The sequence below is a fragment of the uncultured Psychromonas sp. genome, assembly GCF_947489755.1.
Taxonomy (GTDB): domain Bacteria; phylum Pseudomonadota; class Gammaproteobacteria; order Enterobacterales; family Psychromonadaceae; genus Psychromonas.
This window is the reverse complement of record NZ_CANLFB010000041.1, coordinates 1-19,791: the sequence shown is the minus strand read 5'-3', so window position 1 is coordinate 19,791 and position 19,791 is coordinate 1. Positions and strand designations below refer to the sequence as shown.

At 37.7% G+C, this 19,791-nt stretch carries 17 protein-coding genes and 1 pseudogene; 8 read left to right on the top strand and 10 right to left on the bottom strand.

Annotated elements, in window-relative coordinates; all coding sequences use genetic code 11:
* The first annotated feature begins 1 nt into the window (after position 1).
* The 5 genes and pseudogenes from Q0794_RS16585 to Q0794_RS16565 all read left to right on the top strand — a co-directional run bounded on the left by Q0794_RS16585 (position 2) and on the right by Q0794_RS16565 (position 5,786).
* Complete coding sequence (locus Q0794_RS16585; protein WP_298943757.1) at positions 2-3,025, top strand: sarcosine oxidase subunit alpha; 3,024 nt, start codon at positions 2-4, stop codon at positions 3,023-3,025.
* Complete coding sequence (locus Q0794_RS16580; RefSeq protein WP_298943755.1) at positions 3,018-3,614, top strand: sarcosine oxidase subunit gamma family protein; 597 nt, start codon at positions 3,018-3,020, stop codon at positions 3,612-3,614. Before Q0794_RS16585 ends, Q0794_RS16580 begins: the two co-directional genes overlap by 8 nt.
* Before the next feature lie 165 nt (positions 3,615-3,779).
* Positions 3,780-4,658: a formyltetrahydrofolate deformylase gene (gene purU / locus Q0794_RS16575; RefSeq protein ID WP_298943753.1), complete on the top strand. Its 879-nt coding sequence runs from the start codon at positions 3,780-3,782 to the stop codon at positions 4,656-4,658.
* A gap of 263 nt (positions 4,659-4,921) precedes the next feature.
* A pseudogene (locus Q0794_RS16570) lies at positions 4,922-5,094 on the top strand (carboxymuconolactone decarboxylase family protein); the annotation flags it as partial.
* A gap of 185 nt (positions 5,095-5,279) precedes the next feature.
* Complete coding sequence (locus tag Q0794_RS16565) at positions 5,280-5,786, top strand: GNAT family N-acetyltransferase (protein ID WP_298943752.1); 507 nt, start codon at positions 5,280-5,282, stop codon at positions 5,784-5,786.
* Positions 5,787-6,634: 848 nt separating this feature from the next.
* On the opposite strand, the gene Q0794_RS16560 is transcribed toward Q0794_RS16565, so the two are convergent.
* The 10 genes from Q0794_RS16560 to Q0794_RS16515 all read right to left on the bottom strand — a co-directional run bounded on the left by Q0794_RS16560 (position 6,635) and on the right by Q0794_RS16515 (position 18,189).
* A complete protein-coding gene (locus Q0794_RS16560) occupies positions 6,635-7,381 on the bottom strand; it encodes an amino acid ABC transporter ATP-binding protein (protein ID WP_037048880.1) in 747 nt (248 codons plus the stop codon).
* A gap of 11 nt (positions 7,382-7,392) precedes the next feature.
* Entirely contained in the window at positions 7,393-8,472 is a 1,080-nt protein-coding gene (locus Q0794_RS16555) for an amino acid ABC transporter permease (protein WP_298943750.1), read from the bottom strand.
* A 1-nt stretch (position 8,473) separates the two neighbouring features.
* Complete coding sequence (locus Q0794_RS16550) at positions 8,474-9,658, bottom strand: amino acid ABC transporter permease (protein WP_298943748.1); 1,185 nt, start codon at positions 9,656-9,658, stop codon at positions 8,474-8,476.
* A 63-nt stretch (positions 9,659-9,721) separates the two neighbouring features.
* Positions 9,722-10,738: an amino acid ABC transporter substrate-binding protein gene (locus Q0794_RS16545; protein ID WP_298943746.1), complete on the bottom strand. Its 1,017-nt coding sequence runs from the start codon at positions 10,736-10,738 to the stop codon at positions 9,722-9,724.
* Positions 10,739-11,078: 340 nt separating this feature from the next.
* Complete coding sequence (locus tag Q0794_RS16540; protein WP_298943745.1) at positions 11,079-12,806, bottom strand: BatD family protein; 1,728 nt, start codon at positions 12,804-12,806, stop codon at positions 11,079-11,081.
* A complete protein-coding gene (locus Q0794_RS16535; protein ID WP_298943743.1) occupies positions 12,806-14,824 on the bottom strand; it encodes a VWA domain-containing protein in 2,019 nt (672 codons plus the stop codon). Before Q0794_RS16535 ends, Q0794_RS16540 begins: the two co-directional genes overlap by 1 nt.
* Positions 14,814-15,797 (bottom strand): VWA domain-containing protein, encoded by a 984-nt coding sequence (locus Q0794_RS16530; RefSeq protein ID WP_298943741.1) that lies wholly within the window; start codon positions 15,795-15,797, stop codon positions 14,814-14,816. The genes Q0794_RS16535 and Q0794_RS16530 overlap by 11 nt, the downstream gene beginning before the upstream one ends.
* Entirely contained in the window at positions 15,790-16,305 is a 516-nt protein-coding gene (locus tag Q0794_RS16525; protein WP_298943739.1) for a DUF4381 domain-containing protein, read from the bottom strand. The genes Q0794_RS16530 and Q0794_RS16525 overlap by 8 nt, the downstream gene beginning before the upstream one ends.
* Positions 16,289-17,230, bottom strand: coding sequence for a DUF58 domain-containing protein (locus Q0794_RS16520; RefSeq protein ID WP_298943737.1), 942 nt, complete (start codon positions 17,228-17,230; stop codon positions 16,289-16,291). Before Q0794_RS16520 ends, Q0794_RS16525 begins: the two co-directional genes overlap by 17 nt.
* Complete coding sequence (locus Q0794_RS16515) at positions 17,230-18,189, bottom strand: MoxR family ATPase (RefSeq protein ID WP_025564490.1); 960 nt, start codon at positions 18,187-18,189, stop codon at positions 17,230-17,232. The genes Q0794_RS16520 and Q0794_RS16515 overlap by 1 nt, the downstream gene beginning before the upstream one ends.
* 244 nt (positions 18,190-18,433) lie before the next feature.
* Between Q0794_RS16515 and Q0794_RS16510 the strand changes: the two genes are divergently transcribed.
* From Q0794_RS16510 to Q0794_RS16500, 3 genes are all read left to right on the top strand, one after another.
* Entirely contained in the window at positions 18,434-18,574 is a 141-nt protein-coding gene (locus Q0794_RS16510; protein WP_160062991.1) for a TIGR02808 family protein, read from the top strand.
* A gap of 117 nt (positions 18,575-18,691) precedes the next feature.
* The gene (gene sixA, locus Q0794_RS16505) at positions 18,692-19,168 is read left to right on the top strand and encodes a phosphohistidine phosphatase SixA (protein ID WP_298943734.1); all 477 of its coding nucleotides are present in this window, start codon (positions 18,692-18,694) and stop codon (positions 19,166-19,168) included.
* A gap of 67 nt (positions 19,169-19,235) precedes the next feature.
* On the top strand, positions 19,236-19,721 hold the full coding sequence (locus Q0794_RS16500) for an aldehyde dehydrogenase family protein (protein WP_298943732.1): 486 nt from the start codon (positions 19,236-19,238) through the stop codon (positions 19,719-19,721).
* Positions 19,722-19,791: the final 70 nt, after the last annotated feature.

The following is a 19,791-nucleotide window of genomic DNA, read 5'->3' as shown; positions in this document are numbered from 1 at the left end:
TATGAGCCAAATTAATCGAATAGCTGCAAGTAGCAAACGCATTAATCGTACCCGTACGTTAAATTTTACTTTTAATGGTAAAGAGTACCAGGGGTTTGAAGGTGATACGGTTGCATCCGCTTTATTAGCGAATGGTGTTGATGTTATCGGTCGTAGTTTTAAATATTCACGTCCGCGCGGCATTATTACCAGTGACTCACAAGAACCGAATGCTATTTTTCAAATTGGTTCATCACAATCTTCGACAATTCCCAACCCTCGTGCGACACAAACCGATCTTTATAATGGCTTAACTGCTAGCTCTACCAATGGCTGGCCGAATGTAGACTTTGATTTAATGTCTACTGTTGGCAAGTTGGGTGGGTCTATGATGCCACCTGGGTTTTATTACAAAACCTTTATGTTTCCTCAATCATTATGGATGTCATATGAACATTTGATCCGCAAAGGTGCTGGCTTAGGGGCTAGTCCAACATTAAGCGACCCAGATAGTTATGACAAAATGCATCAACATTGTGATGTGATGATTGTGGGTGGTGGTCCTGCTGGGTTAGCTGCTGCATTATCAGCAGCAAAGACGGGCGCACGCGTTATTATTAGTGATGAGCAGAATGAATTTGGCGGTAGTTTATTATGCTCTAAGCAGGAGATAAATGGCGATTTACCTAGTTTATGGGTTGAGAAAGTCATGACACAACTCACTAAAATGGATAATGTGCTTTTATTGCCACGTAGTACGGTTTTTGGTTATTACGATCATAATTTACTAGGTATCAATGAACGTCGTACCGATCATTTAGGTGAGAATCAACAGCAATGCTCTCGTCAGCGAGTGCATAAAGTAAGAGCAAAACAAGTCATTTTAGCAACAGGGGCTCATGAACGACCTCTAGTGTATGGCAACAATGATGTACCTGGTTGTATGTTAGCGACTGCTATTTCAACTTATATTAACCGTTATGACGTTGTACCTGGTAACGAGCTTGTACTGATGACAACCAATGATAACGCTTATAAAGCTGCTATTGATTGGCATCAAGCAGGGCGTAAAGTCGTGACTATCGTCGATACACGTTCTGCGTCAAATGGTGAATTAGTTAAAAGAGCAAAATCACTGGGTATTGATATTATATTTGGTCATGCGGTTATCGAAGTCAGTGGTAAAAAGCGTGTTAAAGGGGTAGATATTGCCCCAATAAATGCAGTAAATCATAGTGTGATAGGTGCGGTGAAACATTTATCTTGCGATACGGTCGCCAGCTCTGGGGGCTGGAGTCCAGTGGTGCATTTATCGTCTCATACTGGCTCTCGTCCTATTTGGAAAGAGGAAGTAGCAGGTTTTGTCCCTGGTGAAACAGTTCAAAAGCAACATAGTTGTGGAGGGTTAGAAGGTATATATGCGTTATCTAAAGTACTTTCTGATGGTTTTACAACGGGCGCGTTAGCGGCACAAGCAGCGGGTAAAGGTGAAGGCGTTTTTGAAGGTTCCTTACCTTTAACGAACGACCCACAGGAAGATGAATCAATGGCACTCTTTCATGTGCCACACAGTAAAAAAACCAGCCGAGCACCTAAGCAATTTGTTGATTATCAAAATGATGTTACCGCTGCAGGTATTGAGCTAGCAAACCGTGAAGGTTTTGAGTCCATCGAGCATGTAAAACGCTATACCGCATTAGGCTTTGGTACCGATCAAGGTAAGTTAGGCAATATTAACGGCATGGCAATCACTGCTAAGTCGTTAGGTAAAACAATTGCCGAAACAGGTACCACTATCTTCCGTCCAATGTACACACCAACCACGTTTGGTGCATTAGCTGGTGCAGACGTTAAACAGCTATTTGATCCTGCTCGCTTTAGTGCAATGCATAAATGGCATTTAGAAAACGGTGCTGAGTTCGAGGATGTTGGTCAATGGAAACGTCCTTGGTATTTCCCTCGTCCAGTGGAAACAATGCAAGAGTCTCTTGAGCGTGAATGTTTAGCTGTACGTAATGATGTAGGTATTTTGGATGCATCAACCTTAGGGAAAATTGATATTCAAGGTAAAGATGCCCGAGAATTCTTAAACCGTGTTTATACCAATCCATGGAGTAAATTAGCGGTTGGGAAATGTCGATATGGGGTTATGTGTAAAGAAGACGGTATGGTCTTTGATGATGGTGTAACCGCCTGTATCAATGATAACCGTTTTCTAATGACCACGACCACTGGTGGTGCAGCTGGCGTATTGCAATGGTTAGAGTTATGGCATCAAACTGAATGGCCTGAACTTGAGGTTTATTTTTCAACGGTGACGGATCATTGGTCAACAATGACAGTAACAGGCCCTAAAGCACGTAAAGTCTTAGAAAAAGTCTGTGATATTGATGTTAGTAATGACAATTTTAAATACATGGATTGGATTGAAGCAAAAGTTGCTGGCGTTAAAGCACGTATTTTCCGTATCTCATTTACGGGTGAGTTGTCTTTCGAAATTAACGTACAAGCTAACTATGGGTTACATACATGGAAGGCTGTAATGGCAGCGGGCGAAGAATTTAACATTACACCTTACGGCACTGAAACCATGCATATTTTACGTGCAGAAAAAGGCTTCATCATTGTTGGACAAGATACCGATGGTTCGGTGACACCACAAGACTTAGACATGAATTGGGTGGTTGGTAAAAATAAAGAGTTTAGCTTCCTTGGTAAACGTTCATGGGGACGAGATGATAATCAACGTGATGATCGTAAACAAATGGTAGGTTTGAAACCGAAAGATCCAACATTTGTATTGCCAGAAGGTGCACAAATTGTATTTGATAAAGACCAGCCTATTCCGATGACTATGGTCGGGCATGTTACCTCCAGTTATTACAGTGCGAGCATGGGGTATTCTTTTGCTTTGGCTGTGGTCAAAGGCGGTATTAATCGCAAAGGACAGAGTGTGTTTTTACCGTTAAGTAATGGCACAACCGTTGAAGCCGAAATTTGTAGCCCAATATTTTATGATCCAAAGGGAGCTCGTCAAAATGTCTAATTTAATACAAGTTGAATCACCATTACACCATGCGCAACTTGACCAATTAATTGGCCAATCTCAGTCTGGCGGTATTATTTTTCATGAAGCTGCATTATTTGGCCACCTTAATTTACGTGGTAATGCTGACGATGATGCATTTCTCACTGGTGTGCAAGAGGTACTAGACGTTGCACTACCAACTACTGCTTGTAGTAGTGCGAAGAGCGAGTCAGCACAAATCATGTGGTTAGCACCTGATGAATGGCTGATCGTTGTTGCTTCTGGTAGTGAATATGACGTTGAAGAAAAGCTGAGAGCGACACTAAAAGGGCATTTTGCCGTGAGTGATATTAGTGGGGCTCAAACTCTGATTGAACTCAGTGGAATGAATGTTATCGACCTGATGAAAAAATCAACGGGGTATGACCTACATTTGGATAGTTTTCCTATTGGTAAAGTCGTTGGGACTACCTTTGCAAAAGCGGGGGCCCATATTTTGCGACTCAGTGAAGACAAATTTCAATTAGTGATACGTCGTAGTTTTTCTGATTATGTTTGGCTATGGATCCAACAGAGCAGTAAAGAGTACGGTTTAAGCATTGTTTAATATTATGCAACTTAAATCGTACTGTTAAGTTAGCTGTTTAAATAAAAATAATATCCTCTTTAAATATTTATTTGAATAGAAGAGAGGATAAATACGGAAATAATAAAACCGCTTAGTGTGATTATTGAGCTAAGCGGTTTTTTAAATAAAGATAAAGGATCTCAAATGCCTGATTTCAAACCAGTAGTACAAACTCATATCATCACTGCCGATAGCCCTATTAAGCCAGGTACGGTTAATTTGTTTACTCGCTTTTTATTTGAGCAAGGATTTTATATCAGTGAAATTCATTCTTTTGATGATACTGCTGAAGACCGTTTTTTTATACGCATAGAGTTTAGAGCGAATACTGCAACCGAATTCAATCGTGAAGACTTTTGTCAGCAGTTTGAAGCGCGCGCCAGTGCATTCGATATGAAATGGCAATTAGCATCAAGCCCTTATAAGTCTAAAGTTGTGATCATGGTGTCAAAGCATGACCATTGTCTCAATGACTTATTATATCGTTACCGTACGGGTGACCTTGATATTGAAATCCCAGCGATTATTTCTAACCATCCCGATTTAGAAGCGCTAGCAAAATGGCATGATATTCCTTACTACCATTTACCTATTACTAAGGAAACCAAACCAGAGCAGGAAGCAAAAGTGCTCAAAATCATTCAAGACAGTGAAGCTGACTTAGTGGTCTTAGCACGCTACATGCAAGTGTTGTCTAATGGCATGTGTAAAAAACTTGCGGGTAAAGCAATTAATATTCATCACTCTTTATTACCTGGTTTTAAAGGGGCTAGGCCTTATTATCAAGCCTATGATCGTGGTATCAAGCTAGTAGGAGCAACGGCACATTATGTGAGTGACGATCTTGATGAAGGGCCGATTATTACCCAGGGAGTAGAGACGGTTGATCATACTTATTACCCTCAAGACTTAGCCGCTAAAGGACGTGATATAGAATGTTTAACATTATCTCGTGCAGTACGTTGCCATATTGAGCATCGCATATTCTTGAATGGTAAGAAAACCGTTATCTTTTCTAAGTAATCCTCATTAACAGTTAACTACATTAGCCAACAATTATCTTTTGTTGGCTAATGTCTAGAATATAAAACACTTCATAATACCGTTATCCATTTTGTTAAAACGAACAAAAACACAGTTTAGATAGACTGAAAGCTGCCTTTTTATTATTACTCTCATTTTATCCTCTTTTAAAATAATTAAGAATAGTTATCTACTTAGAGTTAATACTAAGTTGTAAAGTGCTTTTTCATAAAACCACTTATTTAATTTAAAAGGAAGCTGTAATAGAAAATGAACGTTATCAATCAGGTCTTAAAAAAGGACAGGAAATCGATGGTGAAGCAGGTCAAAGATGAACGATAGTTTAGCCGCTATTTCACCAGACTTAGCCAAATACACGATTGAATTTCCCTTTGGCGATATTTATCAACGATCAGGGATAGATTTAAAGAGTCGCTAAATTATGCTTATGATCTGAGTTTAATGAATAGACTAATATTTCAATAACGAACAACTTATAGATTAATAGCAGAATAAAAACATAATAAATAAAGTGAGATTCAATAGCGTAGTTTAATAGAAAACTGTTATATCATTAGCCAATTTTTTCATTCTGTTTTTGATTAATTTCATAGGTTATTAATGCAACGCTTCGAATATTGTAATGCTAAAGATTGTGCACAAGAGTTATTAGCCTTAGGGCCAATCAACATGAAAATGTGGTATTTATTTGAATGGTTAACTGAGCATGATGAATTACGTCATGGGACTCAAGCTGAAATGATTAAGTTATATGTTGATGAAGAGTTAGTTGCTTATAGCTTATTAGAAAATTATGAAGCCGCTACAGATAAAAAAAAGTGGCATGAAGGCGTATTGTATCAAGATTTAGGTGTCATACATTTTGTAACATTGCCTGAGCATCGTAAAAAAGGCTATGCAAGCGTCGTTGCTGATGAGATGTACTCTGAGGTCATTAAACCCTTGTTAGCACGTTATAATGATGTTCACGCCTATATAACGGCAACTGAACGTGCAGTGCCTCTAATGCAGCGAACTGGTATTGATAGTCGTCATTTAGTCACGCAGTTTTATTCAGACTTAACATTTCAACAAAAAGTAGTGAATCAAATAAATCCAACTCTCTGATGTAGAACCTACCCACCACTCTTATTAAAATAAATAACTGGTTTCTCTTCGTTCTCTTCCTGTAGGGCAGCGCTTCATGGTGATCATGCTTTTAAAATCAAAAGCGGACTTACCACGAAGGCACGAAGGGTGGTGAAGGGAGGTCAAAAAATGTAATTAAAAGAATAATGTTAGCTTTTCTTCGTGCCCTGCGTGCAACGTAGCGCTTTGTGGTGACTATATTTTTAAATCCAAAATGATTTACTAGGAAAAGATGACAAGCCCCCTGTGTCAGACTAGTTGTCACCATTTTGAACCAATATTATTGGTTTTTCTTCGTGTCCTTCGTGTAGCGTAGCGCTTCGTGGTGATCTTTCTTTTAAAATTAAAAGCGGTTTTACCACGAAGGGTAAAGAAGGAGGGCAAAAATTAGCTAATGAGTGCCAACTGTCTTGAAAAACACCGTAGCGCTTCGTGGTGATCATTCTTTTAAAATCAAAAGCTATTTACCACGAAGGCACGAAGGGTGGAGAAGGAAGGTCAAAAACTTAATTAAAAGAATAATTTCAGTTTCCCTTCGTCTCCCGTGCAGCGCTTTGTGGTGATTATATTTTTAAATCCAAAATGATTTACCTGGAAAAGATGAAAAGTAAGAATGAGTCAAAGTGTAACTATTTTGAACCAATATTATTGGTTTTTCTTCGTGTAGCGCAGCGCTTCGTGGTGATTGTTTTTTTGAATTTTTCTTGTTGTTGCCTTGTAGTGCCAACGAGTTTCTTAATGTTTATAACATTAAATACACCTTCCCGCAGACACAAAAAAGGGCTAATGATTAGCCCTTTTTATTTACCTGAATAATCCCTAAAGCATTAGTGCGATAGGATTTGTTCTAAGAATGTTTTCAAACGATCTGATTGCGGGTTATCAAAGAATTCATTAGGTTCATTTTCTTCAATAACTTGCCCCGCATCCATGAAAATAACTCGGTCTGCTACTTTTTTTGCAAACCCCATTTCATGCGTTACACAAATCATCGTAATACCTTCGTCAGCTAGTTCGACCATTACATCTAATACCTCTGACACCATTTCAGGATCCAGTGCTGATGTTGGTTCATCAAACAACATGATTTCAGGGTTAATACATAAGCAACGAGCAATCGCTACACGTTGTTGCTGTCCACCAGATAATTGATTTGGGTACTTATGTGCCTGCTCTGCGATTTTTACACGCTCAAGATAGTACATAGCCGTTTCAATTGCTTCTTTACGTGGTTTGTTGTGTACCCATGTAGGTGCAATTAATAAGTTTTCTAACACTGACAAATGAGGGAACAAGTTAAAGTGTTGAAATACCATACCTACTTGTGAACGAATATGGCGTACTACTTTTACATCTTCAATTAACTCAGTACCATTAATATTGATGCTACCTTCTTGGAACTTTTCCAAATGATTTAAACAACGAATAGTCGTTGACTTACCTGAACCCGACGGGCCACAAATAACGACTTTTTCGCCTTTTTTAATATCTAGGTTTACATCTTTTAGTACATGGAAATCACCATACCACTTGTTGACGTCCTTCATTTTTATCATAGTTTCTTGGTCTGACATGACGATTCCTTTTAATGCTCGGTGTTAAATTTGCGTTCAATCGATTTTGAATATTGTGACATTGAAAAACAGCATACCCAGTAGATCATGGTTACAAAAACATAACCTTCTACTTCATAGCCTAGCCAATTGGTATCACTGTTAGTCAGTGTCACCATTGCTAAAATGTCGAATAAACCGATGATTAAAACAAGTGTTGTATCTTTAAATAGTGAGATAAATGAACCCACTAAGTTAGGGATAGATATTTTTAATGCTTGTGGAAGAATAATTAAAATCATTCCTTGCCAATAGCTTAAACCTAACGCTTCACTTGCTTCATATTGACCTTTTGGTATGGCTTGTAAGCCACCACGTACTACCTCAGCGATATAAGCCGCTTGGAATAGTGTGATACCAATGAGTGCACGTAATAGCTTATTAAATTCAATACCATCATGGAAAAATAAAGGTAATAAAACCGATGCCATGAATAGAATTGTAATCAGTGGAACACCACGTACAAATTCAATAAAACCGATACATAAGGTTCTAAGAATTGGCATGTTAGATTGACGTCCTAGTGCTAATACCACTCCAATAGGAAAAGAAGCAATAATACCGACAGCAGCCACTAGAATGGTCAGCATTAAGCCGCCCCATTTTTCTGTTTCTACTACTTCTAACCCAAACCAACCACCGCTGATTAAAACGAAGCAAACAACAGGGAACAGTAAAATACCTGCAATTTTAACTTTAAGGTTTTTGATATATTTAAAAGAAAAAACAAAAACAATACTAATAATAGCAACTAGGTTAGGGCGCCAATGTAAACTTTCAGGATAAAATCCATACATAAACTGGTCGAATTTCTCGATGATAAAAATCCAACGAGCACCACTATTAACTACTTCATCTTGTGTACCGCTCCACGTCGCATTGAATATCATCCAATCTAATAGTGGCGGCACAATGCTGTAAATAACGTATAACCCAAATAAAGTAAACAAACTACTTTTAACATCTGGGAATAGATTTTCCTTTAACCAAAAAATAATGCCTTTATTTGCCGTTGGAGCTGGCTTGGCTTCTTTCATTGTATAAGTTGCCATTTTATCGTCCTTTTATAGCCATTTTGGCATTAACCCAGTTCAATAACAGTGAGATAAGAATACTGAAAGTGAGATAAACAGCCATGGTCATGAGTATGATCTCTATTGCTTGACCTACTTGGTTTAATGTTGTTCCTGAGAATAGGGTGACTAATTCAGGGTAACCAATCGCAGTTGCTAAGGATGAATTTTTAGTTAAGTTTAAAAATTGATTAATAACAGGAGGAATGATCACACGTAATGCTTGAGGTAAAACGACTTTAGTTAAAATAACATGGTCTTTTAAACCTAATGATTTAGCCGCTTCTTTTTGACCTTTTGGTACTGCTTCAATACCTGCACGTACTGCCTCTGCTATATAAGTCGCAGTGTAGATACTTAACGCAAATAATAATGCGAGTAGCTCAGGAATAATGGTTAAGCCACCGTTAAAGTTAAAGCCCTTTAGCACTGGGTATTCAGCAGTGATAGGTTGACCAGCAATAAAGTAAACTAATGTAGGTGCTAATATTAAAAGTGCAATAGATACTTTAAGTATTGGGAACTCTTGGCCTGTATCGTTATGACGTTGACGAGCCCAACGAACAAGGTAAATGACAGCAGCAATAGCGAGTACAAAGGAAATAATAACAGCGCCACTTCCACTTTGAAGAATAGGCTCTGGTAGTAATAAGCCTCGGTTATTTAAGAATACGCTGTCTAAATAAACGAAACTTTGGCGAGGACTTGGTAATGCAGCAAGTACAACGTTATACCAGAATAAAATTTGTAACAAAATGGGAATATTACGAAATGTTTCAATATAAACAAGTGCTAGCTTAGACATTAAAAAGTTGCTTGATAAGCGAGCAACACCTAATAATAAACCAATAATTGAAGCGAAAATAATCCCTAATACAGATACAAGAAGAGTATTTAATAAACCAACGATAAATACATCCAAAAATGTGGATGTTCCATCATCGTAAGGAATAAGCGTTTGGCTGATACCGAAGCCAGCTGTATTGTTTAAAAACGAGAAACCAGTGGTAATGCCACGGCTTTCAATGTTATCAAACATGTTATTTGCAAAATAAAATGCAAAAAATACAACGAGTGCTAAAGCGAGAATTTGGAAAAAAATTGCGCGGTGTTGAGGGTTGTTTAACAATCCTTTACCGTCTACTGGAAGCTGTTTGTTTGTCATAATGTGCCTTTTAATCAGCTAGGAAAAAGGGGAAGAGAGACTTCCCCTAGAGACTGGTTAAAATTAACGAATTGGCATTGGGTACATGATCCCACCTTGATTCCATAGTTTGTTTAAACTACGTTCAATTTGAATCGGTGAATCTTTACCTACATTCAGGTCGTATGATTCAGCGTAGTTACCTACTTGCTTAACAATTTGGTAAGCCCAATCATTTTTAAGACCTAAGTCTTCGCCTGTTTTACCTGTAGAACCTAATAAACGTTTGATACCAGGATTGATTGATGATTTTAGCATTTCATCAACATTGCTTGATGATACACCTAGCTCTTCAGCTTCAATTGTTGCGAACATAGTCCAACGAATAACATTAAACCAAGCATCATCACCCTGGCGTACAACAGGACCTAGTGGTTCTTTAGAGATTGTTTCTGGTAAAAGAATTGCTGATTTTGGATCATCAAGTTTAATTCTTAAGCCTGCTAATTGAGAGCGATCAGAAGTTACTGCGTCACAACGACCTTTTTTGAAACCATCAATTGTTTGACCAGATGTATCATAAGTAACGGCTTTGTATTCCATACCGTTAGCTTTAAAGTAATCTGTTAAGTTAAGCTCAGTTGTTGTACCCGCTTGAATGCAGAAAGTAGCGCCATCTAGCTCTTTAGCTGAATTTACACCTATGCTTTTACTTACTAAGAAGCCTTGGCCATCGTAGTAGTTAACACCTGCAAAGTTTAAACCTAGAGAAGCATCACGAGTAGCAGTCCACGTTGTTGCACGCGCTAGTACATCAATTTCACCACTTTGTAATGCAGTAAAACGCTCTTTAGCCGTTAATGGGAAGTATTTTACTTTACTTGCATCGCCTAAAACCGCACTTGCTACTGATTTACAAAAATCTACATCTAGACCTTTCCATTCACCGTTAGAGTCTGCCGCAGAGAAACCAGGGATACCTGTAGAAACACCACACTTAAGTACGCCTTCTTTCATAACATCTTCTAATGTACCCGCATGAGATAGCGTAGGTACTGCAGCTGTAAGACCAAATAATAGAGCTAGCTTTGTCACTTTCATTGTATTTTCCTTGTGGCTTAAAATTAAAAATCAACTATGAATATAGTGGTAACGTCATATAGAACGGTATTCATATAAAGTGTTTTAGCAATTTACATGCCACCTTATAATTTAAACAATATTCATATCAAACAGATAGAGCAATTTACATGCCATCCATATATTGCACCTGATTCATCATAAGTTAGAGCAAGTCTTTTACTAGCCCTTGGTTGGATTCTGTAGTGCATTTTTTGATTTAAGTCATGTTTCGATGCTTTTTATAGCAAAAAGTGACTGTGAAGCTTCATTTATGAGTAAATTAATCGAAATTTAATCTACTCATAAATGTGATAGAGCTCTAAGGGTTGAGGTTAGTGATGTGATTAAGATCGCTTTGACTTGTCACTTGATGGTGCAACTTTATTAATATTAATAATTTTTTTGCATCCCAATGGTGCGTTTTTTCAGAACAAGCTAATTCTAATTCTTGTAAATTTTGTTGAAGTTGTTGTTTATTTTCTTCGCTTAAATTTGTAAAAGAACTTATTTGCTGCAGTAATTTTATGCTCGGATACTGAGATTGAAAGTATCTTAATAAAGACGCATAGACGTCATTTGGTTTTGCTTGCTTTAATGCACTTAATAACGCCTTATATTGCTGACTCTTTGAGTTAGCTAGTTTAGGCTTTTGCATAATGACTTTATTATTTTTAACAACATTAAGATGGTAGAAGCTTAATAGCATCAACAATAACAACAGAACCAGAGTACTTACCTGCCATATTATTAATTGTGTTGATTGATCATCATTAACACTGTGTTGAATATTGTTTTGCTTTTGTTGTGCAGCCGCCGTCAGCAACGATTGATCCGTACTATTATTCATATTGCTGTTATTACTATCATTTGCCGTATTATTTGTTAGTGCAGGTTTAATTGTTAATGTTTGTGCAGGCAACGTTGCAAATTCTTGTTTTTCTGTTTTGCTATTCCACCATGCTATCTTAATTTCGGGTAAAACCAGTTCACCACTTTTGTTAGGGATAATGGCGTGAGTGATCGTGCGCTGACTATATAAAATATTGTCAATTGTACCTTGTTTTAAATCATCCTGGTCAGGGTAATAACGCAACGCGCTGTCATAATTAAGTGCAATTTCAGGCATTTTATCAAGTGCAATTGAAGCCACTTGTAAGCTTATACTACGTGTAATTGGGTCGCCTACAGTATACTCTTTTGCTTGTAGGTCATTATTCTCTATTAAGCGCACGTCCTCGCTGACTAACCAATCTCCTTGAAAATTAGCAGGCATCTCTTTGACTGATAGTTCGAGATCATTACCTCTGATATTAATTGCTTGAGTTACTCTTCTTTGTTGATAACTATTAACTTGTTGTATTTTTTGCACTGCACCGGTTAATAAAGGAGAAGTAATGGTAACTTCTCCTGAGGTTGATGGCGTGATTGTGTATTGATAGGTGAAAACTTGATAACGCAAACCATTACGTACAATTTGACTTGCTGGTTGATCTAATACGATTTGTTCGATGGTCGCACCTTCTAGTATAGGTGCTTGTACATCGGCGTTAGAGATACTTTCAGCTACATATATTTTACTTTCTAATATAACCGGTTGATCAATATAAACTTTGTTTTTATTAATGGTACTTTCAATGAAGATAGTATCGTTTGCGGTCGACTGCTGTTGTTTACCTGGTTTATTGACTTCAATTTTTATTGCTTGCGTTGATACATCACCTATTTGAAATGAAGGGATGGTTAACTCACCTAATTCTTTAGCTTGTAAACGCAGTGTCCAGGTTATTTGCTGCGTAAACTCGCCATTAATATAAGAGGTTTGTTGGCTACGAGAGGGTCTACCTACAACGAAGTCATTATTTAATTCACTTGTATCAAATTGGTAGTCAGATCCCGTGTCATTAACTTCAACGGTTAATATAAAAGTATCACCAAGAAACACACTATTACTATTCACTGATGCCGTTGCTTGCGTTTCTGATATAGCAGGCATGCTGAAGCTAACTGAAAGTAGAATAATAGTTAAACATTTTTGTAAGAACTGCATTACCAGATTTCTCCATTATTGTTTTGTAAAACAGGTTTATTTGCTGCTCGTTTTCGATATTCAAGTCGCATTTTATTGCGTAATAATAAAGAAGGATCATCGGGCATGTTTTTTAACCAAATAGGCAGCTCTTCATACTCTTCATTTTTTGTTAAATCTTCTTCTGAAGTGCTTAGGTTTGCTGCTTTATCCGTTGGTGACTCTTCTTGATCAGATTGTTCATTTGACTGGGCAATAGAAGACTGTTCTTGCTGCTCTTTTTGTTCATCTTCCTCAGAAAGTTGCTGTTCAGAAGACGGTTGCTGCTCTTGCTGTTGTCCATCTTGTTGTTGAGCATTTTGACTTTGTTGTTCTGAGGACTGTTGCTCAGAAGATGGTTGTTGATCTTGCTGCTGTCCATCCTGTTGTTGATCATCTTGGTTTTGTTGTTCTGAGGATTGTTGCTCAGAAGATGGTTGTTGATCTTGCTGCTGCCCATCTTGGCTTTGTTGTTCTGAGGATTGTTGCTCTTGCTGCTGACCATCTTGGTTTTGTTGTTCTGAAGATTGTTCTTGATCTTGCTGTTCAGAAGATTGTTGATTATCTTGATTTTGGTCTGAAGACTGTTGGTCTTTTTGTTGCTCTTGCTGTTCAAGTAGCTTTTCAACGGCGGCTTTATTAGCCAATGCTTCCTTAAAGTTTGGATTTATTGCTAATGCGTTATTAAAGCTAGTTAATGCTTGCTCATATTTTTGCTGCATGGCTTGTGCATTACCTAAATTATAAAACGTATTCGCATCACCTGGATTCGTTTTTGCCTCCTTTATATAGGCAGTTTCGGCCTGTTTATATTGTTTATCTTTAAACAAGGCTGCCGCTTTCCAAGACGAATCTTCAAATGCTTCGCTGGCTTCTTTATAATTTTCACTTTGGAATGCTTGATAAGCATTCTGCTGATCGTTCTCCCAAATAGAGGCTTCTACTCTTGGTGTTGATAAAGGCAGCATGACGGTTAATAGTAGTGCGTAAAAAACACCTTTTCTAAATAATAATAAAAACAATGGGACCAATAATAAACTAATCCAATAACCATCATCGATAGGTTGTTTATTATCTGTTTTAGTGGATGATTCACTATCCTCTTTTTGTAATTCCTGTGTGTCATAGTGTGCGGCTAATAATTGAATATCTTGGCCCGTCGCATCAAAATTCAATAACAAACCATCACTCATTTGTGTCACAGGGTATAACGTACTTCTATTAAGTTTAGGGATCACAATATTGTCATTTGAGTCTTTTAATAAACGACCATCGTTTAGTTTAATCGCGGCACCTTCTTTGGTCGCCATTGATAAAACAGAGACCATCCATTTTGTTCCTTTTAGCATTTCTTGCATCTTTTCTTGGCTTTCTTTATCAAACCCATCACTAATAAAGACAATATGCCCTTGTTGGTATCCGGCATTTTTTAATAATGAAATCGCTTTCTGCAATGCTAAATCGGGTCTTGAACCACGTTCAGGCATTAAGTCCGGAGAAAGGTAAGGCACATGGTTAATAATCGAATTACTGTCCGTGGTTAATGGTGTAATAGTAAAGGCATCACCCGCATAGGCTATTAATGCTTTATCACCTTCGGTCCATTGCTTTAACAGGTCAATGGCTTTGTATTTTGCACGGCTTAATCGATTTGGCTTTATATCAGTGGCATACATTGAGAATGACAGATCAAAAGCAATCACTTGCGCTTTTTGCATTTCATAAACGGGTAACTTAACACTGCGAATACTCGGGCCTGATAAAGCGATACAAGCAATAATGACCAGTAAGTTTAATGCTAAGCGATTGCTTTTAGTGGTTTCTGGTAGGGTAACCAAATGCTCACTTAAATGGTTGGCAATAATACTGGTTTGTTTGTATTGATGACGTTGATAGCGCCATAAGCTGATTGCTACCACAATAATGATACCCAGTAACCAATAAGGACGAAGAAATTCTAATGGTCCCAAAGTTGTATCGAGAAGGTTATTAAAGTTCATCTTCACCTCTTATTTTTAACGAGATAACAACGATCAATAAAAGACTGATAGCTAACGAAAGGGGCCAATAAAAAAGGTTCTTCTCAGGTCTAAACTCTAAGAACTCACTATCAACAGGTTGTAATTGGTTGATGGTTTGGTAGATCTTTTGTAAGTCATCCTGGTTTCTTGCTCGAAAGTATTGGCCATCAGTGAGCGTTGCTATTTCAGTCAATGTACTTTCATCTAAATCAGCTGATGGGTTAACTCTTTCATTACCAAAAAATCCTCGTTTAATCATTGAATCTGCACCGATACCAATCGTGTAAATTTTAATGTTATTTTTTGCCGCTTGTTTAGCCGCTTCAATAGGTTTTATTGTGCCAGAGGTATTTGCCCCATCAGTTAATAGTATTAAAACACGCTGCTCATTCTTATTTTCAACGAAACGTTTAATGGCCATTGCAATAGATTCACCAATCGCAGTGCGGTTACCTACTAAGCCAATTTCCGTTTCATCGACCATCGTTGATACGGTATCGACATCAAAGGTTAATGGTGTTTGTAAGTAGGCATGATCAGCAAATAAAATAAGCCCTAATCGGTCGCCTTTTCGTTCTTTTACAAAGTCTTTGACGATAGATTTAACTAACGTTAAGCGATCTACTGTTCGACCATTTAATGGCATATCTTCTTCTTGCATACTACCCGACAAATCTAAAGATAAGATCATATCGCGGCTTTGCTGTTGAATTCGAATCGGCTCACCAAACCAGATAGGTTTAGCGATAGTTAAAAGCAATAAAATCCATAATAACCAAGGAACCGCAACACTAATTAAAGGATTCTTTTTTGTAGATGTTTGTTGCTGTAAACCCTGTGCTAGCGGGATCCATATTTGTGTAAAAGATTGTTTTTTAGCTGCTAAGAAATAACGAACTAACAAAGGAAGTGGTATAAAAAGTAATACCCACCAGTAACTAAATTCAAACATGTGCTTTACCTGCTGAAGGCTGATTACCCAAGGTCAACTTTTGACGTGCTTTAACTTGGCTGGGAAATGATTTTATCCATTTTCTAGCAGAGGCAAAGTCGTTATCCGTACAAGCTGAATTGTCTTTATATAAACGTCGACAGAATTCCTTTTGATCATTAAATAGCGGCGTATTTTGCTGGGAATGATGCTCTTGTAAAAATATAAACCATGCTTGCCCCGTGATAGAGGCGACATGTTCTCGTGGGTAATAATGCAGACTTATGCCTTTTAACACTTGGTTTAATTGAGCAAAATTGGCATTATTTTTTTGTAATTGGTTTAACGATGCTAATGCTTGTTTAACAATTCTTTGTTGATTTATTTTACGTTTTATAAAAATAACAGTTAATACAATAACGACAATAATCGCCGCTAATATTAACCAATAAATAGGTGCAGGAGGCCATGCAGAAGGGATGTCTGCGGGAATAATTATTTGTTCAAAAGGGTTACTGGGCGTAGGCATTGAATTGTTCCAATAATGGGATGGAAGAACTAATATGGTAATGTGCAATCCCATATTTCAATAAGTTATTTTCCATTAACTGTTGGCGTTGACTTGCCGCTTCCTGATATGACTGTTGTTGACGTTGATTTTTTAAAAAACCACTGCCTGTCATTGAGTTTATTTTTAAACTCGTTTGTAATACTTGTTTAGGTAAATGAGATTCAAGTGGATCGCTGACTTGCCAAACGGTCACTTGGTTATGGCGACGCATCAGGTTAATTAACTTATAACAGGCTTCATCTAATTGTGAAAAATCACTAATTAAATGTACTTGGCTACCTGTTTGTACTAAATGTGAAAGTCGTTTCAATTGTAATAAGAGGGATTGCTGTTGTTTGGTTTTAAATGCGACGTTCTTACATAACATTTGGCTTTGATGTAAAAAAGCCATTAACCCTTTACTACGAGACGTCGGTTTTAATTCAGCCACTTCTTGCTGATTAAAAACAATGCCACCTAATCTGTCATTACGTTGTTTCGCTTGCCAACTTAACAGAGAAGCTAAATGGCACGCTTGTACAGACTTAAATACAAACTGACTGCCAAACACCATACTGTCAGAGACATCGACTAAAAGAAAAACAGGACGTTCTTTTTCTTCTTGGAATAACTTGGTGTGTGCTTTACCGGTTCGCGCTGTCACAGCCCAATCAATTGCGCGTACATCATCACCTGGTTGGTAATGACGTACTTCTGCAAACTCCATACCTCGACCTTTAATATTCGCTAAATAATTACCTGAGAGTTGACGTGATGCAGGCAAACGCTTGGCATTAAGTGTTAATTTACCATGCTGTTTGTAACTAAGTAGTTCACTTAACTGCACATCAACCCCCGTGGTATAGGGGGTATTAGTAAAAATAGCGGGAATATTCGTGTTCATTATCCTGCGATCGCCACCTGATTAATGATTTCTTGGATGACTTGATTGGCATTAACGCCTTGCGCTTCGGCTTCGTAACTTAAAATAAGTCGATGACGCAATACAGGGTATAAATTACTAATAATATCTTCAGGCATCACGTAGTCACGGTCATTCAACCATGCACGGGCTTTTGCGGTACGCATCAACGCTAACGTAGCACGTGGGCTTGCGCCATAACTTACCCATTGTGACAGTTTTTCACCAAAACGAGCAGGCTCGCGTGTGGCGATAATCAAGTCAATCAAGTATTGCTCTAAGTGAGGCGCGATAGTCACTTTCATCACTTCTTCACGCATACTAAATATTTGCTCGTTTAACAGTGGCGTTACTTCAGCGACTTTCTCTTTTAAAATCTCTTTTTGATTTAACTGTAAGATCAAGCGCTCAGTATCTGCATCAGGGTAATCAAGTTGAATATGCATGATGAAACGGTCTAATTGCGCTTCCGGTAATGGATACGTGCCTTCTTGTTCTAATGGATTTTGTGTCGCCATGACTAAGAATAATTCTGGTAGCGGGTAAGTGGTTTTACCAACGGTCACTTGACGTTCTGCCATCGCTTCTAATAATGCTGATTGTACTTTTGCAGGTGCACGGTTGATTTCATCCGCTAATATCAAGTTATGAAAGATAGGACCTTTTTCAAAAATAAACTGTCCTGTCTCTTGACGGAAAATATCGGTGCCCGTGACATCTGAAGGTAATAGGTCTGGTGTAAATTGAATACGATGAAAATCACCTTCAATACCATCAGACAGTGCATTGATTGCACGGGTTTTTGCTAAGCCTGGCGGGCTTTCAACTAAAATATGTCCATCGGCTAATAAAGCAATTAGTAAGCTATCAACAAGCTCACTTTGCCCTAAGATCATTTGATTTAAATAGTGACGTAATTGATTTAATTGTTGTTTTGCCATTGCGGGTATCTACATTAAGTTATGTTATGAAAGAAAATATACTGCCAATAGAAGGCAACTTCAAGCACCAAAAGTTCTTAAAACGAACTAAAAAATATAAACTTTTTATAACGAATAAGATTTATTCTTGTAATAGATCAAAAGCTTTACTGAAAAAACCCCTTTATTCTTTTCTTTGCGCTATATTGAAGTATCATTTGTATGAGTAATAGCAGTCATTATTTAATTTTATTAAGGAACGGCGATGAGTGAATTAGAATCGATCATTTGGCACGTATTAGGTTACATGGCTATGCCAACTATTTTTATTGCAGGTTTTTGTGCTGTATTTATTGCAGCCGTAGGCATTTTAAAGATATCTGGTGACACACCAGTTAAAGATTAATAAAAATATGGTTGGTGCTAGCAATAATCTTTTTCACTGGTTATTGAGTCATTACTAATTAATTATAATAAGCTCCATACTTTATTGTTATGGAGCTTTTTTGTTCAGGAGAAATGAATGCAAATATATATAATGCGCCACGGACAGGCGGAAATGATGGCGTTTTCAGATGCTGAACGTAATTTAACGGATATTGGCCGTGAAGAATCAGAGTTAATGGCTAAGCACCTTATTAAAGAAGGCGTAACCTTAGACGCTGCATTAGTGAGCCCTTATGTAAGAGCACAACAAACTTGGGAATCGGTGAGTCCGTTCTTCGAAGGCGTGACTAATATCCAAGTGTTACCTTGTTTAACACCTAGTGGCAGTGCTCGAAAAACAGTAGACGAACTCTTAGCTTTACAAGCAGAAGGGGTTAAGTCTGTAATATTAGTTTCACATTTACCGTTAGTGGGTTACATCGTTGGTGAGTTAGCGCCAGCGGCAGGCGTCCCTGCATTTTCTCCTTCAGCGATTGGCCACATTAACTTAAGTGATGAAGATGGTTTTGCTGAAATGTTAAGTTTAACGACTGTGTCTCAAGTGACCCAATAAGTCTTGAATTTCACTGTGCTATTCAATGTATTATTCGCTGGCATCGAGTCAGTTGATGATGCCTTTAATGAATAGATATTCACAAGAAATCCAAGCGCAACGCGATTTTTTTAGTGCTGGTCAGCCTTTTTCTTTCGATTATCGAAAGCAGCAACTGATCTCATTAAAAAAGGCCATTCTGTCGTACCAAGAAGATTTAAATGAAGCATTAGCTATCGACTTAGGCAAGCCTGAGTTTGAATCTTACATGACAGAAATGGGTCTAGTTCTCCATGAAATTGATGTTGTTATTAAACAATTAAAACATTGGATGAAACCTAAAAAAGTAAAATCGCCCTTATTCATACAACCTGCTAAAAGTTATATTCATTCAACGCCGCTGGGTGTTTGTTTAATCATATCTCCTTTTAATTATCCCGTATCGTTAACCTTATCTCCTTTGGTTGCAGCGCTTTCAGCCGGAAATTGCTGCACGATAAAAACGTCCGAGCTAACACCTAATGTGAGTCTTGTTTTAAAAAAACTCATTGATTCAACATTTGCAGCTAATTAACCTGAGTTCTGGATAAGCAATAGCATTTATTAGACTGTCATCATCTCTAATTCACTTTTAGATACCTTAA